At 67.9% G+C, this 20,814-nt stretch carries 20 protein-coding genes; 12 read left to right on the plus strand and 8 right to left on the minus strand.

Annotated features, from left to right (window positions below):
- Nucleotides 1–48 precede the first annotated feature (48 nt).
- The 7 genes from rpe (at nucleotide 49) to LDB29_RS16340 (ending at nucleotide 8,662) form a co-directional block, all read left to right on the plus strand.
- A complete protein-coding gene (gene rpe, locus LDB29_RS16310) occupies nucleotides 49–711 on the plus strand; it encodes a ribulose-phosphate 3-epimerase (protein ID WP_025548268.1) in 663 nt (220 codons plus the stop codon).
- Complete coding sequence (locus LDB29_RS16315) at nucleotides 708–2,474, plus strand: heparinase II/III family protein (protein ID WP_025548266.1); 1,767 nt, start codon at nucleotides 708–710, stop codon at nucleotides 2,472–2,474. The genes rpe and LDB29_RS16315 overlap by 4 nt, the downstream gene beginning before the upstream one ends.
- 151 nt (nucleotides 2,475–2,625) lie before the next feature.
- A complete protein-coding gene (gene purH, locus LDB29_RS16320) occupies nucleotides 2,626–4,215 on the plus strand; it encodes a bifunctional phosphoribosylaminoimidazolecarboxamide formyltransferase/IMP cyclohydrolase (RefSeq protein ID WP_048576386.1) in 1,590 nt (529 codons plus the stop codon).
- 182 nt (nucleotides 4,216–4,397) lie between these two features.
- A complete protein-coding gene (locus LDB29_RS16325) occupies nucleotides 4,398–4,739 on the plus strand; it encodes a UrcA family protein (protein ID WP_044661200.1) in 342 nt (113 codons plus the stop codon).
- Nucleotides 4,740–4,882: 143 nt separating this feature from the next.
- On the plus strand, nucleotides 4,883–6,409 hold the full coding sequence (locus tag LDB29_RS16330) for an NAD(P)/FAD-dependent oxidoreductase (protein ID WP_025548262.1): 1,527 nt from the start codon (nucleotides 4,883–4,885) through the stop codon (nucleotides 6,407–6,409).
- A gap of 5 nt (nucleotides 6,410–6,414) precedes the next feature.
- Entirely contained in the window at nucleotides 6,415–6,834 is a 420-nt protein-coding gene (locus LDB29_RS16335) for a GtrA family protein (protein WP_025548261.1), read from the plus strand.
- Nucleotides 6,812–8,662 carry a hypothetical protein gene (locus LDB29_RS16340; RefSeq protein WP_025548259.1) on the plus strand — a complete coding sequence of 617 codons (1,851 nt, stop codon included), beginning with the start codon at nucleotides 6,812–6,814 and terminating at the stop codon, nucleotides 8,660–8,662. The genes LDB29_RS16335 and LDB29_RS16340 overlap by 23 nt, the downstream gene beginning before the upstream one ends.
- On the opposite strand, the gene msrB is transcribed toward LDB29_RS16340, so the two are convergent.
- Genes msrB through LDB29_RS16355 form a run of 3 tightly spaced genes read right to left on the minus strand, consistent with a single transcriptional unit; the run spans nucleotide 8,620 to nucleotide 11,256 of the window.
- Nucleotides 8,620–9,093, minus strand: coding sequence for a peptide-methionine (R)-S-oxide reductase MsrB (msrB, locus tag LDB29_RS16345; protein WP_037481970.1), 474 nt, complete (start codon nucleotides 9,091–9,093; stop codon nucleotides 8,620–8,622). The genes LDB29_RS16340 and msrB overlap by 43 nt on opposite strands.
- Before the next feature lie 19 nt (nucleotides 9,094–9,112).
- The gene (locus LDB29_RS16350; RefSeq protein ID WP_025548256.1) at nucleotides 9,113–10,303 is read right to left on the minus strand and encodes an ABC transporter permease; all 1,191 of its coding nucleotides are present in this window, start codon (nucleotides 10,301–10,303) and stop codon (nucleotides 9,113–9,115) included.
- Nucleotides 10,300–11,256 (minus strand): ABC transporter ATP-binding protein, encoded by a 957-nt coding sequence (locus LDB29_RS16355; protein WP_025548255.1) that lies wholly within the window; start codon nucleotides 11,254–11,256, stop codon nucleotides 10,300–10,302. The genes LDB29_RS16350 and LDB29_RS16355 overlap by 4 nt, the downstream gene beginning before the upstream one ends.
- A 43-nt stretch (nucleotides 11,257–11,299) precedes the next feature.
- Here LDB29_RS16355 and queG point away from each other — a divergent pair, with 43 nt between their 5' ends.
- Entirely contained in the window at nucleotides 11,300–12,322 is a 1,023-nt protein-coding gene (gene queG, locus LDB29_RS16360) for a tRNA epoxyqueuosine(34) reductase QueG (RefSeq protein ID WP_037481962.1), read from the plus strand.
- 73 nt (nucleotides 12,323–12,395) lie between these two features.
- Here queG and LDB29_RS16365 read toward each other — a convergent pair whose 3' ends face one another.
- Complete coding sequence (locus LDB29_RS16365) at nucleotides 12,396–12,770, minus strand: hypothetical protein (protein WP_025548253.1); 375 nt, start codon at nucleotides 12,768–12,770, stop codon at nucleotides 12,396–12,398.
- Nucleotides 12,767–13,447 carry an EI24 domain-containing protein gene (locus LDB29_RS16370; protein WP_025548252.1) on the minus strand — a complete coding sequence of 227 codons (681 nt, stop codon included), beginning with the start codon at nucleotides 13,445–13,447 and terminating at the stop codon, nucleotides 12,767–12,769. The genes LDB29_RS16365 and LDB29_RS16370 overlap by 4 nt, the downstream gene beginning before the upstream one ends.
- A gap of 110 nt (nucleotides 13,448–13,557) precedes the next feature.
- On the opposite strand from LDB29_RS16370, the gene LDB29_RS16375 reads away from it, so the two are divergent.
- A complete protein-coding gene (locus LDB29_RS16375; RefSeq protein ID WP_025548251.1) occupies nucleotides 13,558–14,559 on the plus strand; it encodes an adenosine kinase in 1,002 nt (333 codons plus the stop codon).
- A gap of 39 nt (nucleotides 14,560–14,598) precedes the next feature.
- Here LDB29_RS16375 and LDB29_RS16380 read toward each other — a convergent pair whose 3' ends face one another.
- The 3 genes from LDB29_RS16380 to tsaD all read right to left on the minus strand — a co-directional run bounded on the left by LDB29_RS16380 (nucleotide 14,599) and on the right by tsaD (nucleotide 18,200).
- On the minus strand, nucleotides 14,599–16,119 hold the full coding sequence (locus LDB29_RS16380; protein WP_371873103.1) for a lipopolysaccharide biosynthesis protein: 1,521 nt from the start codon (nucleotides 16,117–16,119) through the stop codon (nucleotides 14,599–14,601).
- Between the two features lie 63 nt (nucleotides 16,120–16,182).
- Nucleotides 16,183–17,169 (minus strand): NAD(P)H-dependent glycerol-3-phosphate dehydrogenase, encoded by a 987-nt coding sequence (locus LDB29_RS16385; RefSeq protein WP_044661191.1) that lies wholly within the window; start codon nucleotides 17,167–17,169, stop codon nucleotides 16,183–16,185.
- Entirely contained in the window at nucleotides 17,166–18,200 is a 1,035-nt protein-coding gene (gene tsaD / locus LDB29_RS16390) for a tRNA (adenosine(37)-N6)-threonylcarbamoyltransferase complex transferase subunit TsaD (RefSeq protein WP_025548249.1), read from the minus strand. Before tsaD ends, LDB29_RS16385 begins: the two co-directional genes overlap by 4 nt.
- Nucleotides 18,201–18,245: 45 nt before the next feature.
- On the opposite strand from tsaD, the gene hemC reads away from it, so the two are divergent.
- Genes hemC through LDB29_RS16405 form a run of 3 tightly spaced genes read left to right on the plus strand, consistent with a single transcriptional unit; the run spans nucleotide 18,246 to nucleotide 20,744 of the window.
- Nucleotides 18,246–19,184, plus strand: a complete 939-nt coding sequence (gene hemC, locus LDB29_RS16395) for a hydroxymethylbilane synthase (RefSeq protein WP_025548248.1) — start codon at nucleotides 18,246–18,248, stop codon at nucleotides 19,182–19,184.
- Nucleotides 19,181–19,849: a uroporphyrinogen-III synthase gene (locus tag LDB29_RS16400; RefSeq protein WP_025548246.1), complete on the plus strand. Its 669-nt coding sequence runs from the start codon at nucleotides 19,181–19,183 to the stop codon at nucleotides 19,847–19,849. The genes hemC and LDB29_RS16400 overlap by 4 nt, the downstream gene beginning before the upstream one ends.
- Nucleotides 19,850–19,859: 10 nt before the next feature.
- Nucleotides 19,860–20,744, plus strand: coding sequence for a hypothetical protein (locus LDB29_RS16405; RefSeq protein WP_025548244.1), 885 nt, complete (start codon nucleotides 19,860–19,862; stop codon nucleotides 20,742–20,744).
- Nucleotides 20,745–20,814 lie beyond the last annotated feature (70 nt).

The raw sequence follows: 20,814 nt of genomic DNA on the forward strand, positions 1-20,814 counted from the left end.
AATCGGGCGTTGCCCTGACCTGCGGCCAAGGCTAAGGCCGATGGTCAAATGACCAGCCCGATCCTGATCTCACCCTCCATCCTGTCCGCCGATTTCGCCCGTCTGGGCGAGGAGGTCCGCGCCATCGACGAAGCGGGTGCGGACTGGATCCATATCGACGTGATGGACGGCCATTTCGTACCCAACATCACCATTGGTCCCGGCGTGGTGAAGGCGCTGCGTCCGCATACGAAGAAGCCGTTCGACGTCCACCTGATGATTTCCCCGGTGGACCAGTATCTGAACGCCTTTGCGGAGGCGGGCGCCGACATATTGACCGTCCATCCGGAGGCCGGGCCGCATATCCACCGCTCCATCCAGCACATCAAGTCGCTGGGCGTGCAGGCGGGCGTGGTGCTGAACCCCGGCACCCCGGCCAAGATGCTGGATTACCTGATCGACGATGTCGACCTGATCCTGGTGATGAGCGTCAATCCGGGCTTCGGCGGACAGAGCTTCATCGCCAACCAGCTCCGCAAGATCGAGGCGATCCGGAAGATGATCGAGAAGTCCGGCCGCGACATTCGTCTGCAGGTGGACGGCGGCATCGACTTCGCCACCGCGCCACAGGCGATCGGGGCGGGCGCCGACGTTCTGGTGGCGGGCACCGCGACCTTCCGGGGCGGTCCGTCCGCCTATGCCGACAACATCCGGACGCTGCGCGGCGGGTGAGCGACCGCCGCCGCCCTTCCCCCCATTCCGCCCCCGAGGAGGCCGGACCCGGCCCGGAGGACGGGATCGAACAGGGCAAGCGGCTCATCCGCATCGCGGATGACAAGGGGCTTTCGCTGGCGCAGCGCATCGCCAACCGCTTCTATCTGCTGAGCTGGAAGACGCCGATCCACGGCCGCCGGCTGAAGGGCAAATATCCGCTCAAGCTGCTTGCCGTGCCCGACGATGAAATCCCGGGCAATGCCCATGCGGGTCAGGCGATCCGCGCCGGCTATTTCCTGTTCCGGGGCCTGAAACTGCCTCTCGACAGGCTGGATTTCGCCAATCCGGGCGTGACGGCGGGCTTTGCCGATTATCTGCACGGCTTCCACTGGCTGCGCGACCTTGCCACCGTGGCCACCCGCGAACAGGCCGCGCCGATTGCCGAAGGCGTGATGCGCAAATGGCTCGCCGCTCATGCCGACACGCCCAGCGAACCCGCATGGCGCGCCGACAATGCGGGCTGGCGCCTGCTCTTCTGGTCGGCCCATGCACCGCTGATCCTTTCGTCGAGCGACCTCGTCTATCGCTCTCTGGTGCTGAACTGCATCGCCCGCACCGCCCGTCATCTGGACCGCAGCGCGGACAAGGCGCCGGTCGGCCTGCCGCGCCTGGTCGCCTGGGGCGGGATCGTCGCGGCGTCGATGCTGCTGCCGGGCGGCGCGGCGCGCAAGCTGTTCGGAGAAGCCGGCCTCAAGCGCGCGCTCGACAGCGGCCTCCATGGCGACGGCGGCATCATCTCGCGCTCGCCGCTGGACCAGCTGGAAGCGATCATGCTGCTGACCATGGTCGCCGCCGTCTATGAAGTGCGACGCGAACAGACGCCTGCCTTGCTGAAGGAGGCACTGGCCAAGGCCGTGCCGGCCCTGCTCGGCCTCACCCATGGCGATGGCGGGCTTGGCAACTGGCAGGGTGCGGGCGCCATCGATCCCGCCACGATCGACGCCGTCATCCGCGCCAGCCGCGTGCGCGCCCGCCCGCTGCGGCAGGCCAATGGCTGGGGCTATCAGCGGCTCGCCGCCGGGGGCACCGTGGTGCAGGTCGATGCCGCCCCGCCTCCCGTCGCCCAATTGGCCGATGCGGGCTGCGCCTCCACCGGCGCGGTCGAGATCAGCGACGGGCAGCAACGGCTGATCGTCAACTGCGGCGGCGCCGCGCTGGAGGGCGCGTGGATGCCGCGCGATCTGGCGCAGGGGCTGCGCACCACCGCGGCGCACAGCACATTGGTGCTGGACGACAGCAATTCCACCGCCCTGCTGCCCGACGGCACGCTGGGCAAGGGCGTGACAGAGGTGGAGATCAACCGGCAGGAGACGGAAAGCGGCAGCCGCCTCGACCTCAGCCATGACGGCTATGTGCGGCGCATGGGCTATGTCCACCGCCGCCTGCTGCTGATGAGCGCGGACGGCAAGGAAATCCGTGGCGAGGACATGCTGACGCCCGCGGTGCGGCGGCGCAAGCCGGTGAAGCTGCCGGTCCAGCTTCGATTCCACCTCGCCCCCGGCGTCGAGCCCACGCCCACCGCCGACGGCATGGGCGCCCTGCTGCGCATCGACACCGGCGCGACATGGCAGTTCCGCGCCAATGCGGGGAAGCTGGCGATCGAGGAAAGCCTGTGGGTGGATGCCCAAGGCCGCCCCCATGGCACAAAGCAGCTGGCTGTCACCAGCGAGGCCCTTCCGGGCGGCTCGACCGTGGGGTGGTTGCTGAAAAAGGTGAGCTGAGCGCCTCGCGGTCCGTGCAATGAGGCCGCCGGCTTGCCCCATGGCGATTGCCGCGATTTCCGGGACGGCGAATGTTCCCTTTCGCTCGGAATCGCTCTAGAGGCCTGCGGCAAGCCTGAGCGGCACCCGAACAGCAGCAGGAAGCACCTCCATGTCAGACGTCATCATCAAGCGCGCCCTTCTTTCCGTTTCGGACAAGTCCGGCCTCATCGAACTGGGTCAGGCACTGGGCAGGCATGGGGTCGAGCTGGTGTCGACCGGCGGCACGGCCAAGGCGCTGCGCGAGGCGGGTCTGGAGGTGAAGGACATCTCCGACCTCACCGGCTTCCCGGAAATGATGGACGGCCGCGTCAAGACGCTGCATCCGAAGGTCCATGGCGGCCTGCTCGCCGTGCGGAACAATCCCGATCATGTCGCCTCCATGCAGGCCCACGACATCGGCGCGATCGACCTGGTGGTCGTCAACCTCTATCCCTTCGCCGCCACCGTCGCCAAGGGTGCGGAGCGCGAGGAGATCATCGAGAATATCGACATTGGCGGCCCCTCCATGGTCCGTTCCGCCGCGAAGAATCATGAGAGCGTGGCCATCGTCACCGACCCCGCCGACTATGCCAGGCTGATCGCGGAAATGGAGGAGAAGGGCGGCGCGACCAGCTACGACTTCCGCCGCATGCTCGCGGCCAAGGCCTATGCTGCCACCGCCGCTTACGACGCGATGATCGCAAGCTGGTTCGCCTTCGCGGATCAGGGCGTGCAGTTCCCCGAAAGCCTCTCGGTCTCCAGCACGCTGGGTTCGACGCTGCGCTATGGCGAAAACCCGCATCAGTCGGCTGCCCTCTACCTGCCCGTCGGCCCGTCGGCCAACGGTATCGCCCAGGCGAAGCAGATTCAGGGCAAGGAACTCAGCTACAATAATTACAACGACGCCGACGCCGCGCTGGAGCTGGTCAGCGAGTTCCGCGACGGCCCGCCGACCGTGGTGATCGTCAAGCATGCCAATCCCTGCGGCGTCGCCACCGGCGCCACGCTGATCGAAGCCTATGAAGCCGCGCTTGCCTGCGACAGCGTGTCGGCATTCGGCGGCATCATCGCCGTCAACCGCCCGCTTGACGGTCCGACCGCCGAGGCGATCAGCGGCATCTTCACCGAAGTCGTCGCCGCCCCCGATGCGGACGAGGACGCCAAGGCGATCTTCGCCAGGAAGAAGAACCTCCGCCTGCTGCTGACCGGCGACCTGCCCGATCCGGCCCGTGCCGGCCTCCAGATCAAGAGCATTGCCGGCGGTCTGCTGGTGCAGGGCCGCGACAATGGCCGCGTCAGCCGCGATCAGTTGAAGGTGGTGACGAAGCGCGCGCCTACCGAGCAGGAGCTGAACGACTGCCTGTTCGCCTGGACCGTCGCCAAGCATGTGAAGTCGAACGCCATCGTCTATGCCAAGGGCAACAGCACCGCCGGTATCGGCGCGGGACAGATGAACCGGCTGGAATCCGCGCGCATCGCCGCATGGAAGGCGAAGGATGCCGCGGAAAAGGCCGGCTGGGCGGAGGCCCGGACCATCGGTTCGGCGGTTGCGTCGGACGCCTTCTTCCCCTTTGCCGACGGCCTGCTGGCGGCGGTCGAGGCGGGCGCGACGGCGGTGATCCAGCCCGGCGGCTCCATCCGCGACGAGGAAGTGATCGCCGCCGCTGACGAAGCGGGTCTGGCGATGGTCTTCACCGGCATGCGCCACTTCCGCCACTAAGGGCGATTGATGCGGATGCGAAAGGGCGCCGATCCTTTCGCATCCGCAAAAATAGCGGTTTTCAGCCACTTTCTGCCAAGTGGCCCCTTTTCATATGCCTTCGCGAAGCCTATTTAGAAGAGGACCCTACTCCCACGTCAGGCGTTGGGCAGATCCGATAAGAGTTCGACAGGAGATACAGGATGACCAGAAAGACGTTGGTGGCGCTGACCGCCGCGATGACCCTTGCCTTGCCCGCAGCAAATGCCTTTGCCGGCATCAACGATATGGACGTGGTGGTCGACGGCCGCACCGGGACGGAAACCCGCAGCATCGCCGTGTCGATGGCCGACCTGAACCTTGCCAGCACCCATGGCGTCCGCGTGGCCGACTCCCGCATCACCAAGGCGGCGAAGAAGGTCTGCGGCTGGATGAACGGATCGATCCTGCCCGCCACGCCGGACTATCGCGCCTGTTTCGGCGAGGCGCTCGACGGCGCCCGCACGGACCTCAACACGCTGATCCAGGCACAGCGCCAGGGCTGATCCGCCCTTTTGAAAAGAGTGGAGGCCGGCGGCTCACCATGGCCGCCGGCCTTGCCTTATCTTGCATTGTTACCGGCTATTAACTACTCCTTAGAAGATTTCCTTCACCTAAACCGGCGAAGGATTTCACCGGGGGGCCTTGGATGCCGCAGAACGACCACCATGTGGATGTCGCCATCATTGGCGCGGGGCCGGCTGGGTTGACGGCCGCCTATCTGCTGACCAAGAAGGGCCATTCGGTCAGCATCATCGAAAAAGACCCGGTCTATGTCGGCGGCATCAGCCGAACGGTGGAACTGAACGGCTTCCGTTTCGACATTGGCGGCCATCGGTTCTTTTCCAAGTCGCAGGAGGTCGTCGACCTCTGGAACGAGATACTGCCCGACGACTTCATTCAGCGCCCGCGGATGAGCCGCATCTATTATGAAGGCAAATTCTACAGCTATCCGCTGCGCGCCTTCGAAGCGCTCGGCAATCTGGGGCTGTGGCGATCGGCGCTCTGCATGGCGAGCTTCGCCAAGGCGAAGCTGTTCCCCAATCGCGATGTCCGTTCCTTCCAGGACTGGACGGTTAACGCCTTCGGCCACAAGCTGTTCTCGATCTTCTTCAAGACCTATACGGAGAAGGTATGGGGCATGCCCTGCGACGAGATGTCGGCGGACTGGGCGGCGCAGCGCATCAAGGGCCTGTCGCTCTGGGGCGCAGTGACCGACGGCCTCAGACGATCCCTGGGCCTCAACAAAAAGCCCAATGACGGCATGGCGACCAAGACGCTGCTGGAAAGCTTCCGCTATCCGCGCCTTGGCCCCGGCATGATGTGGGAAGCGGCCCGCGACTTCGTGGTCGCGCGGGGGAACCGCGTGCTGATGGCGCACAGCCTGGAGCAATTGTCGCAGGATCAGGCGAGCGGCGGCTGGCGCATGGTGGCGCGCGGCCCGGACGGCGAAACCGCCATCACCGCCGGCCATGTCATCAGTTCCGCCCCGATGCGCGAGCTGGCCGGCCGCATCCGTCCGCTGCCCGCGACGCTGGGCCAGGCGATGGACCTTAAATATCGCGATTTCCTGACCGTGGCGCTGATGGTGAAGGGCGAGGACATCTTCCCCGACAACTGGATCTATATCCACGATCCGAAGGTGCAGGTCGGCCGCATCCAGAATTTTCGGAGCTGGTCCCCCGAAATGGTGCCGGACCCCGATCTGGCCTGCGTGGGCCTGGAATATTTCTGCTTCGAGGGCGATGGCCTCTGGTCGTCGAGCGACGCCGATCTGATCGAACTGGCGAAGAAGGAAATGGCGACCCTGGGCCTGTGCGACCCCGCCGATGTCGTCGGCGGCGCGGTGGTGCGGCAGGAAAAGGCCTATCCGGTCTATGATGACGGCTATGCCGACAATGTCCTTGCGATGCGCACCGAATTGCAGCGGCTTTATCCGACGCTGCATCTGGTCGGCCGCAACGGCATGCACCGCTACAATAATCAGGACCATGCGATGATGACGGCGATGCTGACGGTCCGCAATATCGAGGCGGGCGAGCAGCTTTACGACATCTGGGCGGTCAATGAGGATGCCGAATATCACGAAGCGGGCGAGGAAGGGCAGGACGCAGCCGGTCGGCGCGCCGCGCTCGCCAGCGAAAGGCTGGTGCCCAATCGTCTGAAGGCGGCCTGACCCCCATGCCCCATTGGGTGCGGAGCATGGCCGGGCCGTTCAACGCCGTCCTCGGCCGTTTCACCTTCACGCGCTATCTTCTGGCCAGCATCTGCGCGCTGTCGGCCGATTTCGCTCTGTTCATGCTGTTCCACCGGCTGGGCGTGCCGCCTGCCATTGCTGCGTTCGCCGGCTATTCGGGCGGACTGGTCCTGCACTGGATGATCAGCACGCAATTCGTGTTCGACATGCAGCAGCCGGCGACGCATGGACAGCGGATCGCCTTCATCCTCAGCGCCCTGATCGGCATGGCGATCACCATGGGGCTGGTGGGCGGGCTGAGCGGCCTGGGGCTTCCGCCCGCCATGGCCAAGCTGGCGGCCGTGCCGGTGAGCTTCCTGTCCGTCTATGCGATCCGGAAATATGGCATCTTCGCCCGCGCCTGACAGCGGCCGCCTTCCCAAGACAGCCTCTATCGCCGGTTGGCAGATCGGCGTGGCGGTCCTGCTGCTCTGGGCCCTGTGCTGCGCGGTCATGCTCTGGCTGTTCCGCAACGGGCTGACCACGCTCGAATTCCGCGATCCCGATGACGCCATGCGGCTGCAACAGGTCCGCGACTGGCTGCATGGCCAGGATTTCTGGGACGTCAGCCAGCACCGGGTAAACCCGCCGGCGGGCGGACCGATGCACTGGTCGCGCATCGTCGACATGCCGATCGCCGCGCTGATCCTGATGCTCCAACCGCTGCTTGGGCCTGCAAGGGCCGAAATCGCCGCCTGTGCGCTGGTGCCGCTGCTGCTGCTGGGCGGGTTGACGGGCACGGTCTTTCTGGCGGCGCGGCGCGCTGCCGGCGGCGTCTTCGTTCCGATGCTGGCGGTTGCGCTGCTGCTGACCACGCCGACCATCCTGGTCCAGTTCACCCCGTTCCGGATCGACCATCACGGGTGGCAGATCTGGATGGCGGCCATGGCCCTGTGCGGCGCACTGGATGCCCGTCGCCTGAGGGGCGGCATCACGGCCGGCCTTGCGCTGGCGGTGTGGCTTCAGATTTCCAGCGAGGCGCTGCCCTATGCCGCGCTGTTCGCCGGCGCCTTCGCCCTGCGGACCTGGTTCGACCGGCGGGAGGCGGCGCGGATCGCCGCCTATGCCGCCACGCTGGGCGGCGGCGCGCTCCTCCTCCTGCTGTTGCTGCGCGGCCCCGGTGCGGCGCTGGTCCGATATTGCGACAGCCTTTCGGCAGCCTATATCTGGCCGCTCGTGGCTTTTGCGCTGGCGATGCCGCTTGCCCTGCGCCTGATCGGCACGACCAGCGTCCGGCGACGCTTCATGGCGACGGCGGCGGCGGGAGTCACGGCGGCCGGCGTGTTCCTGTTGAGCGGCGGAGCCTGCCTTTCCGGCGATCCCTTCAAGGCGCTCGGTCCGGTGGCCTATCGCTTATGGTATCTCCAGGTGAAGGAGGGCCGCCCGGTCTGGGAACAGGGTCTTCTGATGGCGGGGATCATCCTGCTGCCGGCGGCCATGGGGCTGGTCAGCACGATCGTCGCGGCCTGGCGCGCCACGGAAAGGGAGGCGCGGGACCGCTGGATCGTCATTGCCCTGCTGCTGACCGGAGCGCTGGCGGTCGCGGTCCTCGTCCTGCGCGCCATGTCGGTGGCGCATGTCCTGGCGCTGCCCGGCACGGCCTGGCTGCTGCTGGCGATCTTTCAGCATATCCAGAGCTGGAGCAGGGCCGTGGCGCGCATTCTGGTGACGGCGAGCGTCGCCATATTGCTCACCCCGGCGGGCCTGTGCGGCGCCTGGATATTGATCACGAGCGGCGCGGCGGAAAAGGAGCAGCCCGAAACCGTCAATTGCCGGACGGCGGCGCTGCTGGCGCCCTTGCGGGCGCTGCCCCGCTCGACCCTGTTCGCGCCGCTCGATCTGGGGCCCGACATCCTCGTGCGAACCGGGCACAGCGTGATCGGCACAGCCCATCACCGCAATGCCGCCGGCATCACCGCGGTCATCGACGGTTTCACGGAAGCGCCCGAAAAGGCCTTTGCGACCATCATGCGCCTGAATGGCGGCAGGGGCGCGGATTATCTGCTGATCTGCAACGAGATGAACGAGATCAAACATTATCGCGCCGACTTCCCGAAGGGCCTGGCCGCGGCGTTGAAGCGCAACCGGCCGCCGCGCTGGCTGCAGCCGGTTCCCACCAAGGGGCCGCTCCGCATCTACAAGGTGATCGCTCAGCCGGCGACGAAGGCCAGCGCAACGCCGTTCATGCAATAGCGCTTGCCGGTGGGCTTCGGCCCGTCATCGAACACATGGCCCAGATGGCCGCCGCAGCGGGCGCAATGCACCTCCGTTCGCGGATAGCCCAGTTCGAAATCGCGCGAAGTGCCGACGGCGCGGGGCAGCGGCGCCCAGAAGCTGGGCCAGCCCGTGCCGCTGTCGAACTTGGTCTTCGAGCTGAAAAGCCGTTGCCCGCAACCGGCGCAGGCGAAGATACCGGTGCGATGTTCCTTGTTGAGGGGACTGGTGAAGGGATATTCGGTCGATCGCTTGCGCAGCACCTGATAGGCAGGCGGGCTCAGGCGTCTGCGCCATTCGGCATCGCTGAGCGTGAAGGGATAGGCGGCGGCCCTGCCCAGCCCGGCCTGCCAGAGGACGATCGTCGTCGCGGCACAGCCGCCCATGCCCAGAAAGCGCCGCCGGTTCATGGGCCCCGCCATAGCAGGGTCAGCCTGTCGCGCTTCTGAACAGCTGCTTCCACCAGCCGCCGCCCGATTTCAGCACATGGCGGCGGAACAGCAGCACGCCGATGCGGATGATGAGGCCGACCCAGAGCATCTGCCAGGCTATGGCCAGGAGATGGGGCCAGAGCGTGTCCACCTGCGCCGCGCGGGCGATCATGGCGAAGGGGGAGGAGAAGGGCAGGATCACCGCCGCGACCTCCGGCGGCGATCCCATCTTGTCGACGGCATAGGTGGCGAAGAAGAAGATCAGCATCTGCCCCATGGTCACGGGCATGTTGAGCGTCTGCACCTCCCGCACGGTCGCCGCCTGCGCGCCGATGCCCAGGAAGAGGGAACCGAGCAGCGTATAGGCCATGGCGAAATAGATGACGGCCAGCATCAGGAAGAGGGGCCAGCCGATGGCGGGCTCCGGTAGGCTGACGCCAGGCGTCTTCAGCGCCAGGAACACGCAAAAGGCGGTCCCGCCCCAGAAGAGGATGCCGACGAAGCTCATCGCCAGCATCGCCATCAGCTTGCCCAGGAAGATCGCGTCGACCGGCACGGCGGCGGCGAGGATCTCTATGATCTTGTTGGTCTTTTCCTCGACCAGATTGGACAGGATCATGCCCGCGAGCAGGATGGTGAGGAAGAAGACGACGATCTGCGCGATCCGGCCGATCACCAGCCTGCCCTGGGTCTGCGCGCCGACGCTGGTGGCGACCTGTTGCGCCTCCACCTGGACCATGTGCAGCGACTTTTCGGCCACGGCGGCGCTGGCGAGCAGGCTGATGTCCCCTTCCAGCCGCCGGATGTCCTGCGGCTGGCCGGTCATCACCGGCCGGGCGGGCGATCCCGACACGATCACCATGACGTCCGCATTCGCCCCGGCCAACTGAACGCGGGGCGCGGGAGACAGCGGCACGCGGCGCAGCGCCGGCAGCGCTTGCGGCCCCATGCGCTCCGCCAGCCGGGCATGGGCGCGCTCCATCCGCGCCGCATCGGCGGGGGACATGGCGACGCCGACGACCGGGCGCAGGTCGGTGGTCGAAATCTTGTCGCCCAGCCCGCCGAACGCCATGCCGATGACGATCGGGAACAGCGGCCCCAGCAGGAAGAAGATGAAGGTGCGCGACAGCACCACGGCGGTGAAATCCCGCCGGGCGATGACGAAGGCGGCGCGCATCAATTCGCTCATGCCGCTTCCTCCCGCTGCTGGTCGTCCTGCATCTGCCGGGCGGCCGCCTCGCCCGCAATGGCGACGAAGGCGTCGTGCAGGCCGGGGCGTTCGATCGACAGGCTTTCTATCCCGGCATTGCCGTCGAGCAGGGCGCGCAGCAGCGGTTCTATGCCCTCCTGCGGCAGGGCGAAATGCCAGGTTCCATCCTGCGCCATGGTTTCGGCGGGCAGGGCGCGGCGCCAGCCGCCATCGCTGGCGCGGGTGCGCAGGCGCACCTGCGGGCGCAGCCGGTTGCGGGCGTCGTCCACCGTGCCCTCGAAGCGGACGCGGCCGCCCGCGACGATGGCGACCCGCTCGCACAGCCGTTCGGCATGGGCGATGACATGGGTGGAAAACAGCACCGTGACGCCGCGCCGGGCCTGATCCCGGATCAGCGCCTCCAGCTTGCCCTGGTTGAAGGCGTCGAGGCCGGAAAAGGGTTCGTCCAGCACGATCAGGCGCGGTTCGTGAACGATGGTGCCGAAAAGCTGCACGGTCTGGGCCATGCCCTTCGACAATTGGCGGATCGGCTTTTCGGCGGAGGCGCCCATGCCATAGTCCGCCAGCATGGCGCGGGCGCGTTCCCGCCCGATCCTGAGCGGCAGGCCACGCAGCGCGCCCATGAAGGCGATGGCTTCGAACGCCTTCATCGAAGGATAGAGGCCGCGTTCCTCCGGCAGATAGCCGACATTGCGCGCCTGGCGCAGCGGCGCGGGATCGCCCAGCAGGCTGCGATGCCCCTCATCGGGATCGATGATGCCGAGCAGCGTGCGCAGCATCGTCGTCTTGCCCGCGCCATTGGGGCCCAGAATGCCGTAGATCGACCCGGCGGGCACCGCGATGTCGATGCCGTCCACCGCCCGGAAATCACCGAATGTCTTGACAAGACCACGCCCTTCGACGGCATAGGTCGGTTGAGGAGCCCCGATCATCGCCCTCTGATAGTCGCATCGCATGCCAACGCAAAACGAAACCTTGGAACAGCGGCTTAAGGCCGAAGCGTTGCGGCTGGGCTTCGCGGCCTGCGCCATTGCGCCCGCCAATGCGGCGCCGCGTTCGGCCGAAAGGCTGCGGCAATGGCTGGACGCCGGGCATCATGGCGAGATGCTGTGGATGGAGGAGCGCGCCGGGCAGCGCGGATCGCCGCAAGGGCTCTGGCCGGACGTGCGCAGCGTCGTCATGCTGGGGATGAGCTATGCGCCGGGGCGCGATCCGCTGGCGCTGGCGGATGTGCCGGACCGGGGGCGGATTTCGGTCTATGCGCAGGGACGCGACTATCATGACGTGGTCAAGAAGGGGTTGAAGGCCCTCGCCCGCTGGCTGGTTGAGCAGCATCCCGGCGCGCTCAAGGTCTTTGTCGATACCGCCCCGGTCATGGAAAAGCCGCTGGCGGAGGCTGCGGGCCTGGGCTGGCAGGGGAAGCACAGCAATCTCGTCAGCCGTGCGCATGGAAGCTGGCTGTTCCTGGGGGCGATCTACAGCGAGATCGCGCTGGCGCCCGATGCGCCGGAGAAGGACCATTGCGGCAGTTGCACCGCCTGTCAGGCGGCCTGCCCCACCGACGCCTTTCCTGCGCCCTATATGGTCGACGCGCGCCGGTGCATTTCCTACCTGACCATCGAGCATAAAGGGCCGATACCGGAGGAGTTTCGAGCCGGGATCGGCAATCGCATCTATGGCTGCGACGATTGTCTGGCCGTCTGTCCCTGGAACAAGTTCGCGGACGCGGCGGCGGCGAACCGCGCCTTTGTCGGGCGGGCGGAGCTGGCGGCCCCGGAACTGGGCGACCTGCTGGCGCTGGACGATGCGGGCTTTCGCGAGATTTTCTCAGGCTCCCCCATCAAGCGGATCGGGCGGAACCGGATGGTGCGCAATGCCGCGATCGCGGCGGGGAACAGTGGTGACAGGCGGTTGGCGGGCCGGTTGCGGGCGTTGGTGGCGGACGACGATCCGGTGGTGGCGGAGGCGGCTCGCTGGGCGCTGCAGCGGCTGGCCTAGCGCTTGTCCTGTTCAAGCGCATGAACGGGGCTCCCGCCTTCCGCGGGAGCGCCTCCCTCTCCCATCGAAAAGATCATTTCGCCTGCAAGGCGGCAGAGCAACTTGCGGGGTCGACGTCCGTGCCTGTGGGCGTACGCGCATCGACATGGGTGACGAGCGGCTCCTTCCCCTGCGGCGGCAGGTAGAGATAGGCGTCCAGCACGCAGCGGCCATTGGCGAATTGCAGCTTGCGCATGGTGCTTTCGCGAATGTCGAGCCGGGGTTGGCCGAACAGGTGCATGAGCTGCTTCGCGTCCGATCCGATCAGCGGACCGGGGCGGGTGAAGGCGCTGGCCGGCGGACCGGCGGGCGGGCGGGCGATCTGGGTCGCGGGCGGCGGCACGACGCCTCCGCAAGCGGCGAGGGTCAAGAGCGAAGCCAGGACGAGCGCCGGATGAGGACGGGTCATGGCATGTTCCTTCGGGCACCGTGCAGCATGTGGACCGCCATAGCCGCGCTCCAGATCGGTGCAAGCAGGTTGAGCAGCGGCACGAGGAAGATCAGCGCCGAAGCGAGGCCCATGAGCCACCGGCTGCCGCGCGGGATCGGCGGCAGGTCGGGATGGCGGGGCTCGACCATGTCGGCCATGTCCCGGCCCAGCAGAGCGGCGTTCAGGATCAGGAACAGGCCCAGCGTGCCGATGCCGGTCGCCAGCAGCAGCAGATAGGCCGGCAGGGCAAGCAGGTTCCAGCCGACGGCCCGCAGGATGGAGCGCAGCGCGAAACGAAGGCTGCGGCCCCAGCCGACCGGCCGGGCGCGGGCGGCCGCCGCGGGGTAGCTGTCCCGTTCTACGGCAATGACGATGTCGTCGGCAAAGAGGCTCATGATCGCCATGGCGGTGGCGCGGAACAGCAGCCAGCCGGCGGCGATCACGCCGATGGCGGTCGCGGTCGCCTCCGCCACCCCGCCCCAGCCCGCGCCCGGCATCCAGCCATAATGCAGGCGGGCGGCGTGGATGCCGGTCCACAAGGCGGCGGCGAGGACCGCGAAGGCGAGCAGGGTCAGGAGCAGCGTCCTGAACAGCAGCCGGAGGGCGGCACCGTGGAAGATGGAAGGGAATGCGCGAAGGACGGCGGCAAGGACCATGACACCGCTATTCCCGCCCTGGCGCGCAGCGTCAATCAGCGCCGTTGCGCAGCGCGCCCCGGATCGGTAGAGACGGCGGGATTTTTCCCCTTATTCACGAAGGATTTTGCGTGACCGCTGCTGCCCCCACGCTTGATGTTGTCGCCATCGGCAATGCCATTGTCGACGTGCTCGCCCGGAGCGACGACGCTTTCCTGGCCGAACATGCCCTGACCAAGGGCGGCATGCAGCTGATCGACGCGGAAACGGCGGAAAGCCTTTATGCCGACATGGGCGCGGGCAAGGAGATCAGCGGCGGATCGGCGGCGAACACGCTGGCGGGGCTGGCCGCGCTGGGCAAGAAATGCGGCTTCATCGGGCAGGTCAATGACGACCAGTTGGGCGCCGTCTTCGCCCATGACGTGCGCGCGCTCGGCATACGCTACGATACGCCGGCGATGCAGGGCGACGTGCCGACGGCCCGCTGCCTGATCCTGGTGACGCCCGATGCGCAGCGGACGATGAACACCTTCCTGGGGGCGTCGCAGTTCCTGCCCGAGACGGCGCTGGACCTGGACCTTATCCGTTCCGCGTCCATCCTCTATCTCGAAGGCTATCTCTGGGATCCGGAGCAGCCGCGCGCGGCGATGCGCGCCGCCATCGACGCGGCGCGGGGCGCGGGGCGGAAGGTCGCCTTCACCCTGTCGGACAATTTCGTGATCGACCGCCACCGCGCCGACTTCATCAACCTGATCGACCAGGGGCTGATCGACATCCTCTTCTCCAATGAAGGCGAAATCCAGTCGCTGGCCGGGGTGCATGATTTCGACGCCGCCGTGGCCGCCATCGCCGCGAAAGTGCCGATGCTGGTCTCGACCCGCAGCGAAAAGGGCGCGATCGCCATGGTCGACGGCGTGCGGTACGAAGCGCATGCGGCGCCGGTGGCCGAAGTGATCGACACGACCGGTGCGGGCGACCTGTTCGCGGCGGGTTTCCTGGCGGGCCATCTGGAAGGGCTGGAGGTCGAGAAGTGCCTGAAGCTGGGGGCGGCGGCGGCGGCCGAAGTGATCTCCCACTGGGGCGCGCGGCCGGAGGACGACCTGAAGGCGATCCGGGCGAAGACGCTGGGGTAAGATGGGAGGCCGGGCGAAAGTCCGGCCTTTTCCTTTGCGTCAGGCCGGCTTCTGCTTTCGGAACAGCGCGCGGTCGTCGGGGCCGAACCCCCAGCGCCAGATGACGAAGCCGTAGACGCCGAGGATGGTGAAGACGCCGAAGACAAGCTCCACCCACTCGAAATGAGGTGGCAATGCGACGAAAGCCGCGCCAACGATGCAGGCGACGCCGGAAGCGCTGAGCAACGGCCAGCGCCAGGCGTTGACCCTGGCGCCCAGCAGGTTCGACAGCAGGCGCGCCTTGACCAGCGCACTGACGCCCAGCGCTATGCTGAGCGCCAGCGCCGGCGCGGCGGCGATGGCCATGTCGTGCAGGCCCAGGCGCCGCGCCACGAAGATCAGAGCGAAGCTGAGCGCCGCCTGAAGCCCGATCATCAGCAGCGAGATCATCAGATTGCGGTGCCGCGCGATATAGACCAGCGCCGATTCGCTGACCACGGCGGTCGCCGCCACGACTTCGGCCAGCAGCAGGAAGGCGAGCGCACCCGTTCCGCCGACGAAATGGGGGCCGACCAGCCCCATCACCGCTTCGCCCGGAATGCCGAGCGCAAGCGCGATGCCCGCCTGCGCCGCGATGATCCAGAAGCCGACCTGGCTCACCTGCCGCGCTATGGCGGTGAGATTGCCCTCCGAAAGATTGCGGGTGATGACCGGGCCCAGGATCGGGTCGAAGCTGGTCTTCAGTTTCTGGGGCAGGGAGGCGACCTGCTGCGCCACATAATAGATGCCGACCACGGCGGGGCTGACGAACAGGCCGAGGATCGCCATGTCCAGCCGGCGCGACCCCCATTCCACGCCGTCCGCCGCCGCCAGCGGCAGATTGCGGCGCGCCAGCCGCCACAGCCGTCCAAAATCCGGGCGCCAGCCATAGGGAATGCCGTAATGGCGGGTCATCGGAATGATCGAGGCGACCAGCGCGGCGATCATCGAGACCACATAGGAGAGGATCAGCCCGTCGCGGGTCGAATAATAAGCGAAGCCGAAGGCGCCGATGCTGATCGCCCAGGGTTCGATGATGGACCGGGCCCGCACCGTGGCGCCGATGTCGAAGCGATAGGCGCAGGCGGCCAGCGCCACGTCGGACCCGGCGACCGCGATCACGATCAGGGCGAGCAGGCGGTCGAGGCCGTTGATGCCGCTGTTCGGGAACATGGCCTGGGGGAAGGCGACCAGGAGCGCGCTGCCGATCAGGGAGGCGATCAGCGTCACCACCATGGCGTCGGTCACGACATGGCTGTGCGGCCGCTCGGTCTGGGCGAGCGCGCCCGCGAGGCCGCGTTTCAGGCCGAGCGTCGCGAGCTGGGCGACGAACTCCACCACCAGCACCGCATAGGCGAAGCGGCCCAGCGCGTCGGCGCCATACCAGCGGCCGGCGATGAACAGGAACGGCAGGCGCGCCGCGAGGCGGAGCAGGAAACCGAACACATTGGTCCGTCCACCCTTGGCAAGCGCCGCAATATCGTCCTGCTGCGCGGGAGAGGCCCCTTCAGCCGCCAAAGAATTATGATCCCCCTGTGACATCAATGCTGTCGCGTCATTTTGTGGAGCCGGACTGTAGCAACAAATGATGATAGGGCGATGAATTTATTCGGCGCGCAGCGGACGGGCGAGCAGCGCATCCATCACTTGGGCGAGCGGCGCGGCATCTTCCAGCAGGGCGCAGACCGCCTCGACCACGGGCATTTCGACATGGGCGGCGCGGGCGGCTTCCCGCAGCACGGGCGCGGTAAAGGCCCCTTCCGCGACGGTCCGGCGGTTGGCCAGCAGGTCGCTGGCAGCCCGCCCCTCCCCCAGCCCCTTGCCGAGCGAGAAGTTGCGGCTGTTGGTCGAGGAACAGGTAAGGACGAGATCGCCCAGTCCGGAAAGGCCAGCCAGCGTTTCGGCGCGGGCGCCCCTGGCCAGACCGAAGCGGGTCATTTCGGCAAAGCCCCGGCTGATCAGCGAGGCGCGGGCATTGAGGCCCAGGCCCGCGCCCTCCGCGACGCCGCAGGCGATCGCGAGGACGTTCTTCACCGCCCCGCCAATCTCCGCGCCGACGACATCGTCGGACAGATAGGGGCGGAAGGCAGGCCGCGCAATGCGGCCCGCAATCTTCGCGGCAAGAGCGGCGTCGGCGCAGGCGAGGGTGATCGCGGTGGGCAGGCCCCTGGCGACCTCATGCGCGAAGGTCGGCCCCGAAAGGACGGCGATGGGCGAGGTCGGCTGCGCTTCCATCGCCACCTCGGACATCAGCAGGCTGGTGCCCGCCTCGATCCCCTTGGAACAGAGGACGAGCGGCGTGCCCGCCGGCGCCTGCGCCACGACGGTGCGCAGATGCTGGGCAGGGCTGACGATCAGCAGCAGATCGCGGTCGGCCATGGCGGCCATGTCGCCGGTCGCCTCGATCGAGGCGCTGAGCGGGATATGGGGCAGGTAGAGCGGGTTCTGGCGGTCGCCGTTGACCGCCGCCACGACTTCGGGTTCCAGCGCCCAGAGGCGGACATGCCGCCCATCCGCCGCCAGCGTCTGGGCCAGCGCGGTGCCCCAGGCGCCTGCTCCGATGACGCCTGCCTTCAGGGAGGGAGCCTTCATGCTTTCACTCCTGCGCCGCGCGCCTTTTCCGCGCCGGGGTCCAGCGGCCAGCGCGGGCGCGCCGGGACCGTGAGGTCGTCGATCAGGCCCGCCGCATAGCGTTCCGCCCCGGCCCATGCGATCATCGCCGCATTGTCCGTGCAGAGCCAGAGCGGCGGCGCGACAAAGGGCAGATCGTGCTTTGCGGCGAGCGCTTCCAACGCGGCGCGGATCGACTGGTTGGCGGCGACGCCCCCCGCGACGACGAGGGCGGTGATGTCCTGAAGGCCCGCCAACTGCCGCTCGGTGCGGTCGATCAGGCAGTCGATGACGGCCTGCTGGAAGCTGGCGGCGATGTCCTCGGTCGAATATCGGCCGGACTGGGCCGCGCGCATGACCGCGCTCTTGAGGCCGGCGAAGGAGAAATGCGGCTCGGCGGTGCCGACCAGCGGGCGTGGCAGGGGAACGGCCCTCGAATTGCCATCGGCGGCGGCCTTCTCCACCGCTGGCCCGCCGGGATAGCCCAGTCCGAGCAGCTTGGCGGTCTTGTCGAAGGCCTCGCCGCTTGCGTCATCGATGGTGGTGGCCAGGCGGGCATAGTCGCCCGGCCCCCGCACATGCAGCAACTGGCAATGGCCGCCCGACACCAGCAGCAGCAGATAGGGGAATTGCAGCGTCGGATCGGCCAGGCGCGGCGAAAGGGCATGGCCTTCCAAATGGTTGACCGCGATCAGGGGCTTGTTCGCGGCATGGGCGAGCGCCTTGCCGGTGACGAGGCCGACCATCACGCCGCCGATCAGGCCGGGGCCGGCGGTGGCGGCGATCACGTCCACATCGCCAAGCGTAAGGTCGGCGTCCTTCAGAGCCGCCTCTATCAAGGGCGAAAGCGCCTCGACATGGGCGCGGGCGGCGATTTCCGGGACGACGCCGCCATAGGGGCGATGCGCCTCCTCCTGCGTGGCGAGGCGGTGGGCCAGGATCTTGCCCTCCGCCGTCACCAGCGCCGCCGCGGTTTCGTCGCAGCTTGATTCCAGGCCGAGGATGATCGTCATTGCCGCTTCCATCTAATGCCCGCGATCATTAGAGCAAGCGGGATCATGCAAAAGCCTTCCCGTCCGCCCCACACGCCCCTTCGCCTTGGCACGCGTGGCTCCCCGCTCGCGCTGGCGCAGGCCCATATGACGGTGGCGGCGCTGCGGGCGCGCCACGGCTGGGACGAGGGGGCGGTCGAGATCGTCGTGGTGCAGACCAGCGGCGACCGCATTCAGGACCGGGCGCTCGCGGAAATCGGCGGCAAGGCGCTTTGGACCAAGGAGCTGGACCGCGCGCTGGCCAGTGGGGAGATCGATTTCACCGTCCATTCGATGAAGGATGTGGAGACGATCCGGCCCGCCGAAATCCGCATCGCCGCCATGCTGCCCCGCGCCGATGTGCGCGACCGCCTTGTGGGCGCGGACAGTTTCGCGGCGCTCCCCGAAAGGCCGGTGGTGGGCACCAGCTCGCCGCGCCGGGCGGCGCAGGTCAGGCGGCTTCGGCCCGACGCGGAGGTCATCCTGTTCCGCGGCAATGTCGCGACGCGGCTCGCCAAGCTGGAAAGGGGGGAGGCGCATGCGACCCTGCTGGCGGCGGCCGGGCTCGACCGGCTGGGCCAGGGCGATGTGGGCGTCACCATCCCCGTCGAGGTCATGCTGCCCGCGCCGTCCCAGGGCGCCGTGGGCATCGAGACGCTGAGCGACAATGAAGCGGTGCTCGATCTGCTGGCGTCGATCAGCGACGCCGACACCTTCGATTGCGTGATGGCGGAGCGCGCGGTGCTGGCCGGGCTCGGCGGCACCTGCCATTCGCCCATTGCGGCGCTGGCCCGGCTGGAGGATGGGCGGGTCCATCTGCGGGCCGAGATCATCAGCCCCGACGGGCAGGAGACGGTCAGCGATGCGCTGCGGATCGGGCGGGACGATGCCGCCGCCGCGGAAAGGATGGGACGCGCTTTGCTGGACAGGGCCAGCCCGACGCTGCGGGCTTTGTTCGAGGCGTGAGGCCCCTCGTCATCCTGCGGCCTGAACCGGGGGCGGGCAAGACCGCGGCGCGGGCGGCGGAACTGGGGCTGAAAACGCGGGTCTTTCCGCTGTTCGCGCCCCGGGCGCTGCAATGGGAGGCCCCTGCCCCGGAAAGATTCGACGCCCTGTTGCTGACCAGTGCCAATGCGACCCGGCTGGCGGGGGAAGGGCTGGCCCGCTATCGGAAGTTGCCCGTCTATGCGGTCGGACAGGCGACGGCGAAGGCGCTGGAGGAAGCCGGATTCGCAGATGTCGTCGCCGGGGATGGCGACGGCACCTCCATTGCGCGGCGGATCGCGGCGGACGGGCATGGCGATGTGCTGCATCTGGCGGGGCGGACGGTGGCGCCGATCGACGCGGGCGCGCTGCGGATCGAGCGGGTCGTCGTCTATGAAATGCTGCGGACCGGCGATGAGGGATGGGCGGAGCGGCTGGAGGCCGGCAGCGTCCTTCTGGTCCATTCCCCGCGTGCCGGCGAATTGCTGGCGCGCCATGTGGGTCCGGGGCTGCGCAGATCACTCCACCTGATCGCCATCAGCCCTGCGGCGCTGGTCGCCTGCGGCACCGGATGGGCCAGCGCTCAGGCGCCCGATAAGCCCGATGATGAGAGGATGCTGGCCCTTGCCGTCCGATTATGCGAATGATTCGCCTCATATGGAAGAAAAGCCCTTGATGAGCGACACGGATGGCCCGTCCGGCGGCGTAGCGGCGCCGCCCCCGGCGCGACGCGGATCCTGGCTGCTGGTGCTGCTGGTCTTGCTCGCCTTTGCGGTCGGGGTCGTGCTGACCGTCCTCGCCCTGCCGCGCATCCAGCGGTGGAATGCACCGCAACGGCCGTCGGTGCTGAGCGATCCGTTGCTGAATGCCGCCGCGCCGGGCGTGCCGATGCGGCCGCTGTCCGCCGATGCCGGGCAGATGCTGGACGCGCGCGTCGTGCAACTGGAGGAACGGCTCAACCGCATCACGGTGGAGGCGCAGGCGGCGTCGGGCAACGCGGCGCGCGCGGAGGGCCTGCTGGTCGCCTTCGCGGCGCGGCGGGCGCTCGATAGCGGGACGCCGCTCGGCTATATCGAGGGCCAGTTGCGCCTTCGTTTCGGACAGGCGCAGCCGCGCGCGGTGGCGACCATCATCAACGCCGCGCGGGAACCGGTGACGCTGGCCGACCTGCGCGCCGGGCTGACGGCCCTGGCCGACCGGGTCACCGTCCCGCCCGCCGACGCGAGCTGGTGGGAAGCGCTGGAACATGAGGCGCGGGAGATCATCACCATTCACCGGGCGTCCACCCCCTCTCCCCGGCCGCAGGCAGCGCTGGACCGGGCGCTGCGCTATCTGGACGGATCGCAGGTCGGCGCGGCTCTCGCCGAGGTGGAGCAGATGCCGGGACGCGCGGCGGCAGACCGCTGGATGCAATATGCGCGGCGCTACATGGAAGCGCGGCGGGCGCTGGACCTGATCGAAACGGCCGCGATATTGGAGCCGCGCCAATTGCGAGCGGCCGACGGCGCGCCGGTGGCGCAGACCTCTCCATTGGCGCCCTGATCCTTCCATAAGCCACTGTCACAAACGGCGAACCGTTCATGCCCGTGGACAAATCTCCATGGACTCGGGA

Source organism: Sphingobium sp. CFD-2 (assembly GCF_024611135.1).
GTDB classification, from domain to species: Bacteria; Pseudomonadota; Alphaproteobacteria; order Sphingomonadales; family Sphingomonadaceae; genus Sphingobium; species Sphingobium fuliginis.